Annotated in this window: 17 protein-coding genes; 4 read left to right on the top strand and 13 right to left on the bottom strand. The window is 40.1% G+C overall.

Annotated features, from left to right (window positions below; translation table 11 throughout):
* The first annotated feature begins 13 nt into the window (after positions 1–13).
* Positions 14–682 carry a DUF4290 domain-containing protein gene (locus H7U17_RS02495; RefSeq protein ID WP_186754432.1) on the top strand — a complete coding sequence of 223 codons (669 nt, stop codon included), beginning with the start codon at positions 14–16 and terminating at the stop codon, positions 680–682.
* Positions 682–1,989, top strand: a complete 1,308-nt coding sequence (gene murA / locus H7U17_RS02490) for a UDP-N-acetylglucosamine 1-carboxyvinyltransferase (protein WP_186754430.1) — start codon at positions 682–684, stop codon at positions 1,987–1,989. Before H7U17_RS02495 ends, murA begins: the two co-directional genes overlap by 1 nt.
* 72 nt (positions 1,990–2,061) lie before the next feature.
* Here the strand turns inward: murA and H7U17_RS02485 are convergent, their stop codons facing one another.
* The 6 genes from H7U17_RS02485 to H7U17_RS02460 form a co-directional block, all read right to left on the bottom strand.
* On the bottom strand, positions 2,062–2,880 hold the full coding sequence (locus H7U17_RS02485) for a hypothetical protein (RefSeq protein WP_186754429.1): 819 nt from the start codon (positions 2,878–2,880) through the stop codon (positions 2,062–2,064).
* Between the two features lie 172 nt (positions 2,881–3,052).
* Positions 3,053–4,177: a DNA polymerase III subunit beta gene (dnaN, locus tag H7U17_RS02480; protein ID WP_186754428.1), complete on the bottom strand. Its 1,125-nt coding sequence runs from the start codon at positions 4,175–4,177 to the stop codon at positions 3,053–3,055.
* 224 nt (positions 4,178–4,401) lie between these two features.
* On the bottom strand, positions 4,402–6,111 hold the full coding sequence (gene gldG, locus H7U17_RS02475) for a gliding motility-associated ABC transporter substrate-binding protein GldG (protein WP_230981236.1): 1,710 nt from the start codon (positions 6,109–6,111) through the stop codon (positions 4,402–4,404).
* A complete protein-coding gene (gene gldF / locus H7U17_RS02470; RefSeq protein WP_186754426.1) occupies positions 6,108–6,830 on the bottom strand; it encodes a gliding motility-associated ABC transporter permease subunit GldF in 723 nt (240 codons plus the stop codon). Before gldF ends, gldG begins: the two co-directional genes overlap by 4 nt.
* The gene (gldA, locus tag H7U17_RS02465; protein WP_186754424.1) at positions 6,827–7,744 is read right to left on the bottom strand and encodes a gliding motility-associated ABC transporter ATP-binding subunit GldA; all 918 of its coding nucleotides are present in this window, start codon (positions 7,742–7,744) and stop codon (positions 6,827–6,829) included. The genes gldF and gldA overlap by 4 nt, the downstream gene beginning before the upstream one ends.
* 3 nt (positions 7,745–7,747) lie before the next feature.
* Positions 7,748–8,446 (bottom strand): SDR family oxidoreductase, encoded by a 699-nt coding sequence (locus H7U17_RS02460; protein ID WP_186754422.1) that lies wholly within the window; start codon positions 8,444–8,446, stop codon positions 7,748–7,750.
* Positions 8,447–8,614: 168 nt separating this feature from the next.
* Between H7U17_RS02460 and H7U17_RS02455 the strand changes: the two genes are divergently transcribed.
* On the top strand, positions 8,615–9,910 hold the full coding sequence (locus H7U17_RS02455; protein WP_186754420.1) for an amidohydrolase: 1,296 nt from the start codon (positions 8,615–8,617) through the stop codon (positions 9,908–9,910).
* Positions 9,911–9,981: 71 nt separating this feature from the next.
* Here the strand turns inward: H7U17_RS02455 and H7U17_RS02450 are convergent, their stop codons facing one another.
* Positions 9,982–10,653 carry an FAD-binding oxidoreductase gene (locus tag H7U17_RS02450; protein WP_186754418.1) on the bottom strand — a complete coding sequence of 224 codons (672 nt, stop codon included), beginning with the start codon at positions 10,651–10,653 and terminating at the stop codon, positions 9,982–9,984.
* A gap of 87 nt (positions 10,654–10,740) precedes the next feature.
* Positions 10,741–11,577 (bottom strand): purine-nucleoside phosphorylase, encoded by an 837-nt coding sequence (locus tag H7U17_RS02445; protein WP_186754416.1) that lies wholly within the window; start codon positions 11,575–11,577, stop codon positions 10,741–10,743.
* 118 nt (positions 11,578–11,695) lie between these two features.
* Here H7U17_RS02445 and H7U17_RS02440 point away from each other — a divergent pair, with 118 nt between their 5' ends.
* Entirely contained in the window at positions 11,696–12,220 is a 525-nt protein-coding gene (locus H7U17_RS02440; RefSeq protein ID WP_186754414.1) for an NADPH-dependent FMN reductase, read from the top strand.
* Here H7U17_RS02440 and ftsZ read toward each other — a convergent pair whose 3' ends face one another.
* The 5 genes from ftsZ to murG form a co-directional block, all read right to left on the bottom strand.
* The gene (ftsZ, locus tag H7U17_RS02435) at positions 12,221–13,876 is read right to left on the bottom strand and encodes a cell division protein FtsZ (RefSeq protein ID WP_186754412.1); all 1,656 of its coding nucleotides are present in this window, start codon (positions 13,874–13,876) and stop codon (positions 12,221–12,223) included. It lies immediately after the preceding gene.
* An 84-nt stretch (positions 13,877–13,960) separates the two neighbouring features.
* Positions 13,961–15,274, bottom strand: a complete 1,314-nt coding sequence (gene ftsA, locus H7U17_RS02430; protein ID WP_186754410.1) for a cell division protein FtsA — start codon at positions 15,272–15,274, stop codon at positions 13,961–13,963.
* A gap of 11 nt (positions 15,275–15,285) precedes the next feature.
* The gene (locus tag H7U17_RS02425) at positions 15,286–16,050 is read right to left on the bottom strand and encodes a cell division protein FtsQ/DivIB (protein ID WP_186754408.1); all 765 of its coding nucleotides are present in this window, start codon (positions 16,048–16,050) and stop codon (positions 15,286–15,288) included.
* Complete coding sequence (gene murC / locus H7U17_RS02420; RefSeq protein ID WP_186754406.1) at positions 16,041–17,438, bottom strand: UDP-N-acetylmuramate--L-alanine ligase; 1,398 nt, start codon at positions 17,436–17,438, stop codon at positions 16,041–16,043. Before murC ends, H7U17_RS02425 begins: the two co-directional genes overlap by 10 nt.
* A complete protein-coding gene (gene murG, locus H7U17_RS02415) occupies positions 17,435–18,517 on the bottom strand; it encodes an undecaprenyldiphospho-muramoylpentapeptide beta-N-acetylglucosaminyltransferase (protein WP_222439113.1) in 1,083 nt (360 codons plus the stop codon). The genes murC and murG overlap by 4 nt, the downstream gene beginning before the upstream one ends.
* Positions 18,518–18,542: the final 25 nt, after the last annotated feature.

Raw genomic sequence — 18,542 nt, 5'->3', positions numbered from 1 at the left:
ACTGGGGAAAGATATGAAAGAAACAGAAAAGCATAAACACTCAGTAATTTTGAAAGAATACGGAAAAAACATTCAGAAACTGGTGGACTATATCACTACCGTTCCTGATAAAGCCAAGCGTACAGAACAGTCCTATACCTTGGTGGAATTGATGAAGCAGCTAAATCCGCAGCTTAAAAGTGAAAACGATCAAAAACTTTGGGATGATCTGTTCATCATGTCCGATTTTAAACTAGATGTGGACAGCCCATTTCCTATGCCCGAGAAGGAATTATTAGGCAAAAAACCTCAAGTCGTGGGCTACCCGGAAGGTGAAGTAAAATTCAAACATTACGGGAGAAATATAGAAAAGCTGATCGAAAAAGCCATCGAAATTGAAAATGATGAGGACCAAGAAACCGCTATCATTTATATCGGTCAGTTGATGAGAAGCTTTCACTCGACTTGGAACAGGGAAAACTTTGACGACGGGATTATCATCGATGATATCAAAACCTTGTCTAAAGGCAAACTTCATATAGACCTAGAAAAGGTAAAAGAAAATTCTCTTTTTGAAACCAATACAAGAAGGGACTTTAAAACACCTTCCCAATCTAGCGATCACTCCAATAATAATGGAGGTGGCCGAAGAAATAACAAAAGAAGAAATAACGGGGGCAACTATAAAAAACGCAGAAATTAATGTCTTCATTCCGAGTAAAAGGGGGATTAAAACTAAAAGGCGAAATCACCCCTCAGGGTGCTAAAAATGAAGCACTCCAAATTCTTTGCGCCGTTCTGTTAACCAAGGAAGACATTACCATCCATAAAATCCCAAATATCAGGGACGTCAATAAACTCATGGAATTATTGGCTGACATGGGGGTAAAAGTAGAAAAGATAGGACCAGAAAGCTACCGTTTCAATGCAGGAAAGGTTGACCTAGATTACCTTGATTCAGAAAAATTCCTCACCAAAGCATCAGCACTAAGAGGATCAGTAATGATCCTTGGCCCGCTCTTGGCCAGATTCGGAAAGGGTAAAATTTCGAAACCAGGTGGTGATAAAATCGGCCGCAGGAGATTGGACACCCACTTTGTAGGATTTCAAAAACTAGGAGCCAAATTTAACTATGATGACAAGCAGGAAATCTACAATATAGATGGAAAGCAGCTTAAGGGCGCCTATATGCTATTGGATGAAGCTTCCGTTACCGGAACAGCAAATATCCTAATGGCTGCTGTAATGGCAGAAGGAAAAACAAGCATTTATAACGCTGCCTGTGAGCCATACCTTCAGCAATTATGTGATATGCTTAACCGCATGGGTGCCAAGATCGCAGGTGTTGGCTCTAACCTCTTGCATATCGAGGGAGTAAAAGAACTGGGCGGCACTGAGCACACCCTGCTTCCTGATATGATCGAAATTGGATCTTTTATTGGCCTTGCTGCCATGACCCAATCTGAAATCACCATTAAAGATGCCCAAATCCATCGATTAGGGATCATCCCTGACACATTTAAGAGAATGGGAATCAAACTTGAATTCAAGGGTGACGACATATATATTCCTGCTCAAAAGCATTATGAGATAGAAACCTTTATTGATGGCTCTATCCTAACAGTTGCAGATGCCATTTGGCCTGGATTTACTCCAGATCTACTGAGCATTGTGCTAGTTACAGCTACACAAGCAAAAGGCACCGTATTGGTACATCAAAAGATGTTTGAGAGTCGACTTTTCTTTGTCGATAAATTGATTGACATGGGAGCGCAGATCATTCTTTGTGACCCGCATAGAGCCACAGTGATTGGCTTGGACAGAAAATATCCTCTAAAAGGTATTCGGATGACTTCCCCAGATATTCGAGCTGGAGTTTCGTTATTGATCGCTGCTTTATCTGCTGAAGGAACTTCTGTTATTGATAATGTAGAACAAATCGATAGAGGTTATCAATACATCGACCAAAGACTTAATGCACTTGGTGCAGATATTGTAAGAATAGATTAATAGAAAATAGCTGAATAAATACAAAAGGCCGAAGAAAAAATTCTTCGGCCTTTTTGCTTGAAAAAATTAAAGTTATCTCCCTGCTAAGTTCTTAACACTACTGTTTCTTTCGGACAAATATTCGTAAAACGACCTTATCCTTTCTGAAGGATAAATCTGCTTTGCCTTTATCAATTGTTTTTCGGCCGTAACTGCCTTACCTTGGTTGAAATGATGAATTGCATCATTATAGTATTGCAAACCAGCCAGTTCTTTAAGAGAAATAGAAGAATATATCGTTTTTCCGTCTTCAGTTTCAGCAGACAAACCAGCCAATTCTGACATTATCTTTTTCCTAGGATTTGCTCTCGGCTTAAAAGAGGCAATATATGCCTTAACTTCTTCTTGGTCTTTTATGAATCCTGCTCTTGGCTCAGTACTTTCCAACACATACGATTTATCCTGATCATTGACTAATACAAAAACATGAAAATCGGTTTCTATGATGTCATATGAAAAACCATATCTTTCCAATAGTAGTGCATACAGGGCTGATCCACTCACACAGTCATAATCTCCCGATTCCATCAATTGATTAAAGCTACTATGCTTGGTGTAATTCTTTAACAAGTATTGATGAGCTTTATAAAACACTTCTCCAAGAAACCATTCAGTATAATGCTTTCTTTTGGCTTTTGAATCCAGTTTGCTCACTAACTTATCAAAACGTTCCGTATTTAAATCCTCCTCCGCATGCAAGGCCTGAAATAACTGAATAGGCTCTGTAGAGCTCATCAAATAGGATTGCTCTTGTAGATTTTCATAAACAGACTTCTCTCCTTCCCATTCTTGGGACATTCCGTGAGAAATAACTAACACCAATCCTAATATTATAAATAATACCCTTTTCAACTTTCCTCCCTTCTAATGTTAACTTAATATAAACAAGTTAACAATTTGTTAACATTAGAGCAATATCGCACTTGAAAATCTTATGTTAAGTTTTTCAGCAAAAGTAAAATGGCTTAAAAACAAAAAAACCCGAGCCTTACGACTCGGGTTTCAAAATCCTTATAATTGACGCTTACACGTAGTTGTTAAGCATTACTGGCATCACGAGCATCAAAATATCTTCATTCTCCCCCTTTTCACTTGGAACGATCAAACCTGCACGGTTTGGAGCACTGAATTTCAAAGTAACCTCCTTGGCAGAAATATTATTCAACATCTCTACTAAAAATTTGGCATTGAAACCAATTTCAATATCCTCTCCTTCATGCTCACATGACAATCTTTCATTCGCCTCATTGGAGAAATCAAGGTCCTCTGCTGAAATCTGTAATTCGCTACCAGTCAACTTCAGTCTTACCTGATGCGTGGTTTTATTGGCATAAATAGCAATCCTCTTCAATGAACTTAAGAACTCCACCTTATCGATGGTCATGTCATTATTATTGTCCACTGGGATTACATTTTCATAATCTGGAAAACGCTCATCGATCAATCTACAGATCATCTGGATATTACCAAATTTAAAATATGCATTGGAATTATTGAACTCAACAGTAACCGGTACATTTTCAGTTGGCAAAGTAGATTTCAATAAATTAAGCGCCTTTCTAGGAATAATAATACTTGCAGCGTCCTGAGCAGCGATATCCACTCTTCTGTAACGGATAAGGCGGTGACCATCCGTAGCAACAAAAGTAGCATTCGTATTACTCAAATTCACATATACCCCAGTCATTGCGGGACGAAGCTCATCATTACTAGTAGCAAAAATGGTATTATTGATCGCACTGCTCAAAACCTCTGTAGACATATCCACCGCTGTGGCATTGGTAACAGAAGGAATTTTAGGGAAATCAGTGGCATTTTCACCTGCTAATTTATATCGACCGTTATCAGAGCTGATTTCAACACTATAAGTATCGTGGTCAATACTGAAAGTTACTGGCTGTTCAGGAAGGTTTTTCAAAGTTTCAATCAAGATCCTTGCTGGTACAGCAATATTTCCATCTTCTTTGGCCTCTACATCAATCTCGGTCATCATGGATGTCTGCAAGTCGGATGCCGTAATGGTCAGCTTCCCTTCTTTGATTTCAAAAAGGAAATTTTCTAAAATCGGCACGACAGGATTAGTGGTCACCACCCCATTGATTCCGGATAGTTGCTTCAAAAGAGCAGAAGAAGAAACAATAAATTTCATGTGAATATGATTTAGTTTTTACTGGAATTAAATTGAAAATACGTCTTGATCATCCACAATCCTATAGATAGAGCAAAACTTTTCAATCAAAATACCAAAGCTTTTATTCCAATTGGTTTTCAACAGGGTAAATTTATAAATAAAATCATAAAAGCCTGTACGGCTCGAGGATTTCTCAAGAAAAAAATTTCATACTTATTGTATCCTTCATTCCACTCCACCAATCATCCTCCATATCGTCTTTTTCGCATATAAACTTTCACCAGTCCAATCAACATTATCAAGCCTACAGGTAATGCTATATTAACAAGCTGCCACTTTAACTTCTCTTCCTTAACCTTCTTTTTATCCAATGGGCGGATTTTAAGCACTTTACTTCTTGTGGCCATTATACCATCAGGATCAATCAGGTATTTTAAACTATTTTGTAGAAAAGCCCTATTAGCGTAACTATTAGTCGTAAAAGGACTTATCCCCAAGGGCAAAGGATCTCCTGATCCTACTTCATGCTCACTTTGAATCCAATCACTATCTCCAATTACAATCACAGCTCCATCTGAATTAGCTTTAATAAAATCAGAATCTTGTTCAAATTCCTCCGGTAAAAATCGATTATTGAAATAAGACTCAAATTGACCTTCCAATAAGTACGCTAATGGTAGTTGCTTCTGATTGTACAAATTAATATCCGGCTCTTTCGACATATCCTCGAAAGCAACCTTCACGGGCTGAGCCAATGTTCTACTATAATTCCCACTAAAAACCAGTGGAATCTTGTTTATACCATCGGCTTTCACGGTATCCAAAGAACTGATAAACCTAAATTTCATTTGATCCAGCCCTTTAGTGATAACATGTTCGCTCATAGTATTGGCGATAACATAAAAAGGCCATGGTAAAGGAGCTATCTGGGGCTGATCACCAAACTCTCCTGCCATTACAGGATAATACCCGAAATTCATATCCTGGACCAAGTCCTTATTGATCCGGATACCATACTTAAACAACAAGCGCTCCAAGCCAGTATCAAAGCCCAAGGCCAAAGTACCTTCCCCTCCTGCATCCTCCATATTGATCGCTAAAGGATCGATACAAAACATCAATTTACCACCACTCATCAGGTACTGATCCAACAAATACACTTCCCTTTCCAAAAAAGCTGATTTTGGTCCAGCAACGATTATCGCATCAAAACTTAAAAGATCTTCAACACCTTTTGCCTGACCCAAAGGGACTTTGTAAACTTCATATTCTTCAGACAAAGCCTCTACGATCCCATAGCCCTCATCTTCTTGCAATTCGCCATGATTGGTAATCATCGCAACCTTTTGCATTTGGTTTCTGGTGAGCTTTTTGATCATATTAATCAACTCAAACTCTAAATTCTCTACAGATAGGTTAAGAATCTGGTCAGGTGTCATCCCTTTTTCTCCTTTTAGCAATAGACCTCCTGTTTCAAATTCTTCATTTCGAACTACAACACCCGGAAAAATCATCCTCGAAGTTTGTGCTCCACCTTCAGTTGCAAAAAGGTTGGTCGGATTGATACCAAATTCAGCCAAGTAAACAATATAGTCTTCCTTTTCCTTCTCTCCTTCTATACTTAATGGATCAAACCTTTTAAGGTTGATCGATACAGAACTGTAGTCATTGAAGGTTTTGACCATTTCTTCAATATTCTTTTGGAAACGACGCATGCCCCCTGGTAGATCACCATTCAAAAGCATTTCTACTTCCAAAGGCTCCTCTAAGCTCTCAAGAACGTCCTTGGTCGATTGATGTAATGAATACCTTTTCTCCTCGGTAAGATCTATGCGAAAAGGAAAAAGATTATTCATGATGGCAAGAACTCCTGCCAACAAGATTATCAGGATTCCTCCTTTAACAATTCTCATCCTATTCATCAGGCCAAAATTCGATTCTTTATTACTCATTTCCTTCTGACCATTAGTGTGGTAAAAACAATCATTACAACAATCCAAGTGATGAAAAAATATAAATCTCCTGAATCTATCACTCCCCTGCTCAAGTTTTCATAATGATAACTAAGGCTAACCTGCTCTATTAGAACAGCCCATTGACTAGTGTCAAAAAGACTTATAAGCCCCATAAAACCAAAATAAAACACAAAACACAAAAAAACGCCAAGTACAAAAGCTGTTATTTGATTATCCGTTAAAGAAGAACTAAAAAGCCCAATACCTGTAAATACAGCTCCTATCATAATGATCCCAAAAAAAGAACCAAAAAATCCTGCACTATCAATATTTCCTATTGGAGCCCCCAATTGATAAACACTGAAATAGTACAATAAGCTAGGCACAAGGGAAAAGGTGAGTACCAACAAGCCTGCAAAATATTTGGCAAGCACCAGCTGATGAGGCTTTAAGGGAGATGTCATTAATAATTCCCAAGTACCCGTTTTCTTTTCTTCTGCTATCATCCTCATGGTAATTGCTGGTACCAAAAAGGCAAAAACATAAGGAGTATATACAAATAGTGCCTCCAAATCCGCAAAACCATATTCTAAAACACTTGTATCAGGAAATACCCAAACCACCATGCCCATGGCCACCAGAAATACAGTAAGTATCAAATAACCTATGATATTATTAAAAAAGGCATTTACCTCTTTGTAAACCAAGCTGATCATATATTACTTCCTGTTAACTGATGGAAAATGGTCTCCAAGTTTTTCTCGACTTGTTTCAAGTTTAAGAGTGTAAGCTGTCTTTCATGAATGAGTTCCATCAAGCCCTTACGCAAAAGCCCAGGATCATCTGTCGACATTTGCAGCTGCTGCCCATCCAACAATTTCATCTTATCCAATCCAGGCAATCCCTCAAACCATTCTTCCTTCAAGCTCTCCTGTGTTTCAAGAATTAAAATGGCTTTTTCTCTTTTGTTCTTCAAATTTGAAAGCAGATCTTGGGCCACCACTTTTCCTTGATGAATGATAACCACCTTTTCACATAAAGCTTCCACCTCTTGCATAATATGGGTGCTCAATATAAGCGTCTTATCTTTACTGATTGTTTTGATCAATTTTCTGATCTCCACCAATTGGTTGGGGTCCAGGCCAGTGGTAGGTTCATCAAGAATGATAACCTTTGGATCATGTACAAGTGCCTTGGCTAAACCTACTCTTTGACGGTAGCCTTTTGAAAGGGCGCCTATCTTTTTGTGTTGCTCAGGTAACAAGCCACAAGATTCAACCACCTCGTCAATCCTAGTTTTTGCAAGCTTGCCCTTAATATTGTGCAATCCGGCCATAAAGCCCAAAAATTCCTTAATGTACATATCCAAGTAAAGTGGATTATGCTCGGGTAAATAACCAATCAGACGACTTGTTTCTTCTGGATGCAGGATAGACGAAACCCCATCCACCAAGACATCTCCCTCATCGGGAAGAATATATCCTGCTGCAATCTTCATGGTGGTAGACTTACCGGCCCCATTAGGGCCCAAAAAACCTAAAACCTGACCAGGGACAGCTTCAAAGCTGACCTGGTCAAGGGCTTTCTGTTTTTTATAAAACTTACTGAGCTGCTTTACTTGAAGCGACATTTTTTATTGTTTTCCTTTTGGCCTTAGTGGTCGACATTCCACATCAGCCACAAAATAATTGGGGTGTGTTTCCAAAGTCTGGACAATGGTGCTTGCCACATCCTCTGGACGCATCATATTTTCATGGGCATTCATTCCTTCGATATCATCAAAGAAATTGGTTTGAACGGATCCTGGATAAATGGTGGAAACTTTTATCCCATAATCCCTCAACTCCATATACATGGCATGCGAAATCCCTTTAACAGCATGCTTTGTACCGCAGTACCCTGCAAATTTAGCTACCCCGTTTAATCCTGCAATAGAAGCGACATTAAGTATGTGTCCTTCATCCTGCTTTTTCATATTGGGAATAACTTTCTTACTGGTATAGAAAATTCCATGTACATTGGTATCAAACATGGCTTTCCAATCAGCCGTATCCATTTCCTCAATATTTCCTGCAACGCCAAATCCAGCATTATTGACCAAAATCCTGAGGTCATCCCCCATTATCTTTTTGGTTTCATCATAGGCATTACCAACAGACTCCTCATCAGACACATCACAGCTGATGAAATGAAAATACTCATTTTCCAATTGAGGACTAGTCCTGCCCCATCCAGCTACTTGAACTCCCTTTTCAAGAAGTTGTTTTACCACTTCTAATCCAATTCCTTTGCTCACGCCAGTTACGATGGCCCTTTTACCTGATAATTCCATATCTCATTGATTTTATTTGAACTTCCTTAATGAAATACGAACACAAATTGTTCCTTTTTTTTCTAGAATAAAATAGTTTCAAACTAAAAACTTCTTAAAAGTTATTAAATCCACCCATTTTAATACTTTCTAATTTTTCCTACTTTTAATTAAACCAATCATTCAACCATGTACAAAAGCCTTTTCACTTCTTTTTGCTTTCTAATAAGCACCCTTTCTTTCGGACAAAACCCATTACATAAAAAAATCGATCAAACTGCCTCTGCCATCGAATCTAAGGTAATTGATTGGCGGAGGGATATCCACCAGAATCCTGAATTGGGTAACCAAGAAACCAGGACTGCAGCCTTAGTTGCAAAACACCTTAGACAACTGGGATTAGAGGTAAAAGAAAATATAGCGGTCACGGGTGTCGTCGGATTTTTGAAAGGTGGTCATGAAGGCCCCACTGTTGCACTGAGGGCAGATATGGATGCCTTGCCAGTTACTGAAAGAAACGATTTACCATTTAAGTCTACCAAGACCACCATATATAATGATCAGGAAACAGGTATCATGCATGCCTGTGGTCATGACACTCATGTTTCGATCTTAATGGGGGTAGCAGAAGTATTGGCAGGCATGAAGGATGACCTACATGGAAATGTCAAATTTATCTTTCAACCAGCAGAAGAAGGTGTCTTTGATCCCGGTATTGATTCTTGGGGAGCCAAACAAATGGTGGAAGAAGGTGTTATGAAAGAGGTGGATGCGATTTTTGGGCTGCATATCAACTCTCAAACTGAAGTAGGCAAAATTAAGTACCGGCCTGGTCCCGCGATGGCCGCAGTTGATAACCTTAAGCTTATTGTCAATGGCCGTCAAGCTCACGGGGCCTATCCTTGGTCATCAGTTGATCCTATAGTGACCTCAGCACAAATCGTTAATTCCCTACAGACTATCATCAGCAGAAATGTAAATATCACTGAAAACCCAGCTATTGTTACCATTGGGAGCATCCATGGGGGCGTACGCCAAAATATCATCCCTGAGAAAGTTGAAATGCTCGGCACCATCAGAACTTATGGAACACAACAGCAAGAGCTTATTCATAAAAGAATTCGCGAAATCGTAAGTCATACAGCTGAGGCAGCCGGAGCCAAGGTGGACATTCAAATTGACAAAATTTACCCTTCCACCATCAATAATCCAGAACTCACCGAAAAAATGCTCCAAACACTCTATGCAGTAGCTGGCGAAGAAAACGTCATATACCATGACCCTATCACCGGAGCGGAAGATTTTAGTTATTTTCAACAGCAAGCTCCTGGTTTGTTTATCTTTTTGGGTGGAATGCCAAAGGGAAAAGATCCTACAAAAGTAGCCGCCCACCATACTCCTGATTTCTTCATTGATGAAGAAAGTCTTAAAATCGGAGTAAGGGCCTTAAGTTATTTAACTGTAGATTATATGGATCAGCAATAATAAATTTTAATATCAAAGAAGGCTGTCAATTAATTTAACAGCCTTCTTTGATATATTTCGCTTAAGAAAATTTACTTTTCAAATACCAAAGCCTCGGGATTCGCCCCCAAGTCTTTCAGTCCACCCATAACAGCCTTCATAAACCCGCCGGGTCCACATACATAAAAATGTTGATGATCGAAATGGCCAATTTTATCTTTTAAATAGGCCTTATTAACTAAGCCCTTATCATAGGCAGTATCTTTTTGGTCAGATATAATATTGAGGAATTTATGCCCAAGAATCGCTTTAAGTTCCTCATAAAGAATAATATCATCATTCGTTTTATTGGCAAACACTAACATACTATTACCAATTTTATTTTTCTTTCGCAGATGTCTTAAAATTGCTATAAATGGGGTAATTCCTGCCCCTCCTGCAATAAAAACACCTTCACCCTTAAAACTGATTGTCCCCCAGGCATCTCCTATTTCTACTTCATCACCCACTTCCGCATTACCAAGTCTTTTGGTTACGCCTTCATGCCCCTTATAAGACTTGATAATAAACTCCAAATAATCGTCAGAGGGCAAACTGGTAAATGTAAAAGGACGCTTTTCTGCTTCCCACCCTGCTTTTAGCAAACTCACCTCTGTAGCTTGCCCAGGGTTGAACTGAAAGCCACGCGGTTTCTCCAATTTGAACCTATTGACATCATGTGTCAATGGCTCTTTTTCCAAAATTTTCAATCTGTAATTTGCCATTCCTTAACTTACAAAAAAGCCTGCTCTTTTTGAAATGTTGACGCAAAGCATCTTGGAATTTAATCAACATAAAAACTGGATAAACCTCTATAATTTATGTACCAATTCTTTGACTATTGCAGTCATCTTTGGTTCTGCTATGGCCGCGGCTGCAATCACTTCTTGAATTGAAATTTTCTTGATATTACCAGGTGAACATAAATCAGTAATGGCTGAAATAGCAAACACTGGCATATCCATCTGTCGTGCTACAATCACTTCAGGTACCGTACTCATCCCCACAGCATCTGCTCCTATGGTTCTTAAATATTTGTATTCTGCCCGGGTTTCCAAATTAGGTCCCTGAACCCCTGCATATACACCTTGATGCGCATTGATCCCCTTGTCCTTGGCAATTTTTAATGCTTCCTCTATCCACGCTAAACAATAAGGTTCACTCATGTCTGGAAACCTTACACCAAAATCATCCAAATTCTTCCCTCTCAGTGGATTCTCCGGAAATAGATCAATATGATCATTGATGATCATCACATCCCCCACTTTAAAATCAGGTTTCAATCCTCCCGCGGCGTTTGACACTATTAATTTCCCTATCCCCAGTTTTTTCATCACCCTTACCGGAAAGGTCACTTCCTTCATATTATAACCTTCATAATAATGAAACCGACCTTTCATGATGATAAGATCAACCCCAGATAGCTTACCAAAAATCAATTCACCTGTATGGGTCTCTACAGTGGAAATGGGGAAATATGGAATATCCGCGTAGGAAATGGTCTTTTCTACATCAACATGATCTATCAACTGACCAAGTCCCGTGCCCAAAATCACCCCGATTTTGGGCTGACCAGTGTATGCTCCCTGAATAAAATTTACGGCTTGACTTATTTGGTCACTATATGCTTCTGTACTTCCTTTTTTCATGTTTTCTTGGAATTGGACAAACTACAATCTTACTTTGAGGCTAATAAAATATCATTAGAACTTTATACACTACGATATTGTATATTAAAGATCAATTTAACAAGAATAAGACTTATTCATGATTAAAATTATTATAGGTACCAATAGAAAAAACGCATTATCAAAAAGCATAGGCATTCTGTACCAGGAAATTCTAAAAGAATTAGGGGTAAAATCTGAGTTAATTGATCTAAGGAAGCTTCCAAACGATTTTGTCTTTACAGCCCTATATGAAAACAATGGGCAAAACGAAGATTATAACCAACTTCATGATCAAATAAAAACTGGAGACAAATTCGTGTTTATCGTTCCGGAATACAATGGATCGTTTCCTGGAATATTAAAATCATTTATAGATGGAATGACCTATCCCAATACCTTTAGGAACAAAAAATGTGCTTTGGTGGGGCTCTCCTCTGGAATAGGCGGCGGTGGCATCGCATTGAGCCACCTGACCGACATATTCAACTACCTGGGAATGCATGTTTTGGCGAGTAAACCAAAACTTGCAAAAATTGAGGAAAACATGTCTAATAACTTGCTCACCAACAAGCTTTACATAGACCTTTTAAAATCCCAGGCAGAAATGTTGATTAACTTTTAGTTAATCAACATTATCATGTAAAAACCGGTTATTGCCCAGAATTTCATTATCATCGTTCAAATTGAACTTAGAAATGTTGGTTTCTGAGCTATGTTGCACATCCTGGAGTTTTACATTTTTCCTTAAATAAGCAGGCTTATCAAGCTTTTCCTTAAACTCTTCTGGCGTTTGGTTTGCAGCTCTAAGATTTTTTAATCTCTCAAAACGCTCATGAGCGCGTTGCATGGCTTTTTGCTTGATCTGCTCATAGTAATCATTGGTATACGCAGCATTGGACTGACTAGGCTCCTCATATCTTGGTGCACTAGGCTGCTCAGCTTGAGGTTCCTCGTCATACAATGGAGTTACTTTTCTAGAATCAGCAGCAGGATTCGCAGGTACAAACTCAAATTCATCTTCAGAAGAATTTGTACTTGGCTGATTATAGTCTTCTTCCGTTTCCACATGGCTTTGAGGCTGTACTTGTGGCTTAGACGGTTGCGCAGAAGATGCACTTGGCTCCTCAGGTCTATTGTTTGCAGGACTTGGCTGCTGCACCGTAAAGGTAAAGGTCTGACCAGCTGTAGCTGTTGTATCCTCAGTTACTTTGGTAGTCTTACCAGAGTCCAAGTCAATTACCTTTTTAGCATTTTCTTCTTTTTCCTGCTCTACTTTTTTTGCTTTATCGGCCTCTTCTTTGGTCAATGCGCCTGCCTGAAAACCAGTAGCGATTACCGTAACCCGGATAGCTTTCTTCAAGTCCGGATCAATACCCTGACCGAAGATCACCTCTGCATCGTCACCAGCACGCTCTTGGATATATTCAGTGATTTCGCTCAATTCATCCATTGAAAGTTCTTCTTCCTCTCCTGACATGATGGACAAGAGGATCTTCTCAGCGCCCTTGATATCCACATTGTTCAACAATGGAGAAGCAATGGCTTTCTCAGCAGCTTTGATGGCTCTGCCTTCCATTTCCTCGGTAGCAGATCCCATTACAGCAGCACCGGCATCCTTCATTACTGTTTTTACATCCTCGAAATCGACGTTTACATCCTGATGAACAGTGATGATTTCCGCGATGGATTTGGCAGCAGTACTTAAAACATTATCCGCCTTACCAAAAGCTGAGCGGATCGGCAAGTTACCGTAAACCTCTCTTAGTTTATCGTTAAGGATAACCAATACGGTATCACAGTTCGCTCTTAAATCCTCTATCCCCCTTTGGGCAGCACCAGTCTTCTTACGACCTTCAAAAATAAATGGTGCAGTAACAATACCTACTGTAAGGATATCCATATCCTTGGCAATCTTAGCGATCACTGGAGCAGCACCAGTACCGGTACCACCACCCATACCAGCAGTGATGAACACCATCTTGGTATTATCAGAAAGCAGCTCTCTGATTTCTTCTTTACTTTCCAAAGCGGCATTTCTCCCCTTCTCAGGATTAGCTCCTGCTCCAAGTCCCTCAGTAAGGTGTGCTCCAATCTGAAGCTTTAAAGGAACAGGACTGCTTTTCAATGCTTGGGAGTCGGTATTTACTACCACAAACTCCACATCTTTTATTCCTTGGCTGAACATATGGTTCACAGCATTGGAACCACCGCCTCCCACACCTATCACCTTTATGATAGACTTGTGATTTTTAGGAATATCAAATTTGTAATCTTTCATGATATCTGACATTATTTCCTCAATTTTTGGTGAACTGTTATTTCTAAATGCTTTATTACTCTTTCTAAATCTTTCTAATCTGTATTAATAGTTGCTATCGTCCCCGATATCGTCCGTGATAAAATCCTTCAATCTTTTTCGGATACTTCCAAAAATATCTTTACCTGGCATTTCCATCGGTCTGCGCTCGTTTTTCCCCTCAACAGGAACAGATTGACGCTGACGGTAGTAATCTTCTCTATCGTCCAAGGCTTTAAATCCAGCCAATACCAAACCTACTGTGGTGGCATACATCGGGCTCTTCACTTCCTCTATTTTAGATTTGCCCAAATGCTCATTTGGATAACCGATTCTAGTATCAAGCCCTGTCATATATTCGAATAATTGACCAACACCCTGCAGCTGTGAACCACCTCCTGTAAGGACTATTCCTCCAGCCAATTTCTTATAAAGTCCACTTGCTACGATTTCAGATTGGACCATCTCAATGATCTCCTCCATTCTTGCCTCGATAATGCAAGCCAAGTTCCTTACCGAAATTTCCTTTGGTGGTCTGTTCCTCAAACCTGGAATAGATACGATTTCATTAGGATTGGCCTCTTCAGCTATGGCACGGCCAAACTTGGTTTTCAATAATTCCGCTTGGTTCTGCATTACCATACAACCTTCTTTGATATCAGATGTGATGATATTCCCTCCAAATGGAATAACCGCTGTATGACGGATGATATTATCGTAAAATATAGCGATGTCCGTAGTACCACCACCGATATCTACTAGGCATACTCCAGCCTCTTTATCCAAATCGCTGAGGACTGAAAGCGAACTGGCAAGTGGCTCAAGAATCAAATCCTTGGAATGAAGATCGGCTCTTTTAACACATCTGTTAATATTATTGATAGCTGTGGTCTGGGCGGTAATAATATGGAAGTCGGCTTCAAGGCGGGCACCTGACATACCCACTGGATCCTTGATCCCATCTTCATAGTCAACCGTATAATCCTGTGGCATTACGTGAATAATCGTATTGCCAGGAGGAACAACAATATTCTCCATATCATTGGAAAGACGACGGACATCTTCAATGGTGATTTCATCATCTTTGGTATTCCGGATGATCACACCATGATGTACGGAACTGCGAATATGCTGTCCGGCGATACCGACAATTACCTCTCTGATATCTACCTCTGCCATATCAGAAGCCTCATTAACTGCTTTCTGTATAGCATTAACGGTTTTATCAATATTGGTAACTATGCCGCGGATTACTCCGTCAGACACGGCCTTACCCATGCCCAGCACTTCTAATTTTCCGAACTCATTTTTGCGCCCAATGATGGCACAAATTTTTGTGGTTCCAATGTCCAGTCCTACGATTAATTTGTCAGTTTCCATAGCTATATCAATTATTCACAAATGATTTGATCCTTAAATTCCACATTCACCCTTGTATAGGCATCCCAGCCTTTCTCTGGGACAATCTCCTCATAAAAGAGATTGATTTTATTAAATTTTGATTCTAGGTCCTCAGGCTTTCCAAACTCTATCTTCTGCCTTCCCACCTGTTGGTACATATTTATATTTCCATTTCTGTCTATTTCCAAGGAGGCGATCTGGGCACTCCAAAATTCACTTTGATCAATAAAGTTGATCAGATCTAACAGCCCCTGATGCTTCTTGGTCAGATCCTTTGCCGCCAGCAGCTCATTCGCCAAAGCCCCGTTTACAATCAATACCCTAGAGGTATAATGGGTAGAAGTAGGCAAAATCAAACCCTCTGAAGAAATGTATCCATCTGCAGCCAAGGGTCTAGTAATCCTGGCCATTGGCCTATATTGATCTACTGTTACCAAAACATCCCCTTTTAGGTCCGTATACACTTCTGCATTTTTTACAAAAGGATGGCTCTCCACTTTTTCCTCTAAATTCCTCAAGGCTATATTCTCCAGCTTGGCACCATCACTAAGACTTGGAAATTCCTTCAACAACATGGAGGATATTTCCTCCTCTTCTACAAAATAGACATCACTTATTCCTTTGACCTTGACCGATAATCCATGGTAACTCCTCTCAGCTCCTTTTTTTTCTACAAAGCCTATGAATACCAACAAGACCAACAACAAGGCCGTGAAAACAAATGATTGCTTTATTTTAACATCCTTCAATCCCATGTTGCTATCAAATTATTGATTGGATCCACAAGTCTGTCAATATCTCCTGCTCCCAAAGTCACGAGGACCTCTGGCCGCTTCTTATCCAAAAAGTCCATCAAGTCTTCTTTGCTTTGAAGGGACTTTTCAGCAGCATTTATCTTATCCATTAACATGGCAGCATTCACGCCCTCTATTGGGAGTTCTCTCGCTGGATATATATCCAACAATACCACTTCATCAGCTATAGATAGGGCTTCAGAAAAACCATCAGCGAAATCCCTGGTCCTTGTAAATAAGTGTGGTTGGAATATGGCTGTCAACTTTTTATCTGGATACATGGCTTTTACTGACCCCAAGAAGGCTTTGATCTCTTCGGGATGATGCGCATAGTCATCTATATAAACTCCTTTTTCATCCTGGCGCTTAATTTCAAAACGTCGCTTCACTCCTCTGAAACTCTCCAGTCCTTCGCGGATATCTTTTTCCCCAACGCCAAAATGTAAGGCGATAGTCACTGCTGAAAGGGCATTTTCCACATTATGGAAACCTGGCACCTTCAAAACCAAGCCTTTGATAATCTTCTCTTCAGAGACATAGTCGAATTCAAAAGAAGCAATACCTGCCTTAATATTTTCAGCTCTTATTTCCCCTTCCTCAAGACCATACTCAAGCACAGTCATTCCGCCAAAACCATTCCTATTTAGTTTTTTCAGGGCATTTTTTTGAATAATTAATAAGCCATCTTCAGGAAGCAAACTGATGTACTTTTCAAAGTTCCTTGTAAGCTCCTGAGCATCACCATAAATATCCAAATGATCAGCATCCACACTAGTCACTACAGCCACATTGGGATGAAGCCTTAGAAAGGAACGATCAAACTCATCCGCTTCAACTACCACTGTAGCTTGCTCATTGGTTTCCTCATCATGTAGAATAAGGTTACTCTCATAATTCTGGGTCAAGCCTCCCAAAAAGGCCGCAATATTTTTCCCCGCACTCTTTAGCATATGAGCGACCATAGAAGAAGTAGTCGTCTTGCCATGGGTTCCTGCCACCCCAACGGTATACATAGCATGGGTAATCATTCCCAAAACCTCTGAGCGTTTTTTCAGATCATAGCCACCATTCTGGAAGAACTGCAACTGCACATTATCTTTTGGAATGGCCGGTGTCCACACGATCAATACATTTTCCTTGTCAGACTTAATCCGTGCAGGAATGGTTTCCAAACTATCCTCATAGGTGATTACCATTCCCTCTTCCTCTAATTTCTTGGTCAATGGTGAAGGTGTGCGGTCATAGCCAAACACAGGTATGCCCACATGTTTAAACCACCTTGCTATGGCACTCATGCCAATGCCTCCGATCCCTAAGAAATACACGCTATGTAGTTTGTCCAACTTCATTTGATCAATGCTTCCAATTCTTTTACTATTTCAAGGGCAGCCTCAGGCTTGCCCATTTTCTTTATGTTTTTTCCTAGCTTTTCTTGCAAGGATTTATCGTTCATCAGTTCATCCACCTTACCTGCAAGGCCAGAAACTGCTTCATCATCTCCAAGCATCAAGGCGGCCTCCTGCCTCACATAGGCGAGGGCATTTTTTGTCTGGTGATCCTCAGCCACATTAGGAGAAGGAATGAAGATCACTGGTTTGCCCACTAGGCTCAACTCTGATACAGACAGCGCTCCTGCCCTGGATATCACCATATCAGCCGCAGCATAAGCCAAGTCCATTTCCCTGATAAATTCCAAAGCATGAATGCTTTTCAGTCCAGCACCCTTTAGCTTCCCCTGCATTTCTTTAATATAAAATCTACCTGTCTGCCAAAGCAGCTGATATCCTTTCTTTTCAAAATGCTTCATGGATGTCACCACCGCATTATTAATGGTCCTTGCCCCCAAGCTTCCTCCCAATACCAAAACCACTGGTTTTGCAGGGTCAAGGCCAAAATGCTCAAGTGCCTTTACCTTCTTATCTGCCAGATGAAGGATATCCTTCCTTACTGGATTTCCAGTAAAATGGATCTTATCTGAAGGAAAGAACTTATCCATCTCATCATAGGCCACGCAAAAGGCCATTGCCTTTTTGGCCAGCAACTTATTCGTCAGTCCAGCGTAAGAGTTTTGTTCCTGTATCAAAGTAGGAATACCTTTTCTTTGGGCTACATACAATAAAGGACCACTCGCATATCCGCCTACACCTACCACGGCATGAGGCCGGAAATGCTTGATCAGCTTCTTTGCTTTATTGATGCTGTCCCAAAGCTTAAAGGGAAAGCTCAAGTTCTCAAGGGTCAATCTCCTTTGAAGCCCTGCCACTGGCAAACCTTCAATTGGATATCCCGCTTCTGGAACCTTCTGCATTTCCATTTTCCCTTCTGCCCCAACAAATAGGATTTCGCTGTCTGGATGTTTTTCATTCCAGGCATTGGCGATAGCTATGGCAGGATAGATGTGTCCACCCGTTCCACCACCACTGATCATTATGCGATATATTTCCTTCTCTTTG

The organism is Echinicola salinicaeni (genome assembly GCF_014280965.1).
GTDB classification, from domain to species: domain Bacteria; phylum Bacteroidota; class Bacteroidia; order Cytophagales; family Cyclobacteriaceae; genus Echinicola; species Echinicola salinicaeni.
The sequence above is the reverse complement of the archived record's forward strand: the minus strand, read 5'-3'. Positions and strand labels throughout refer to the sequence as shown.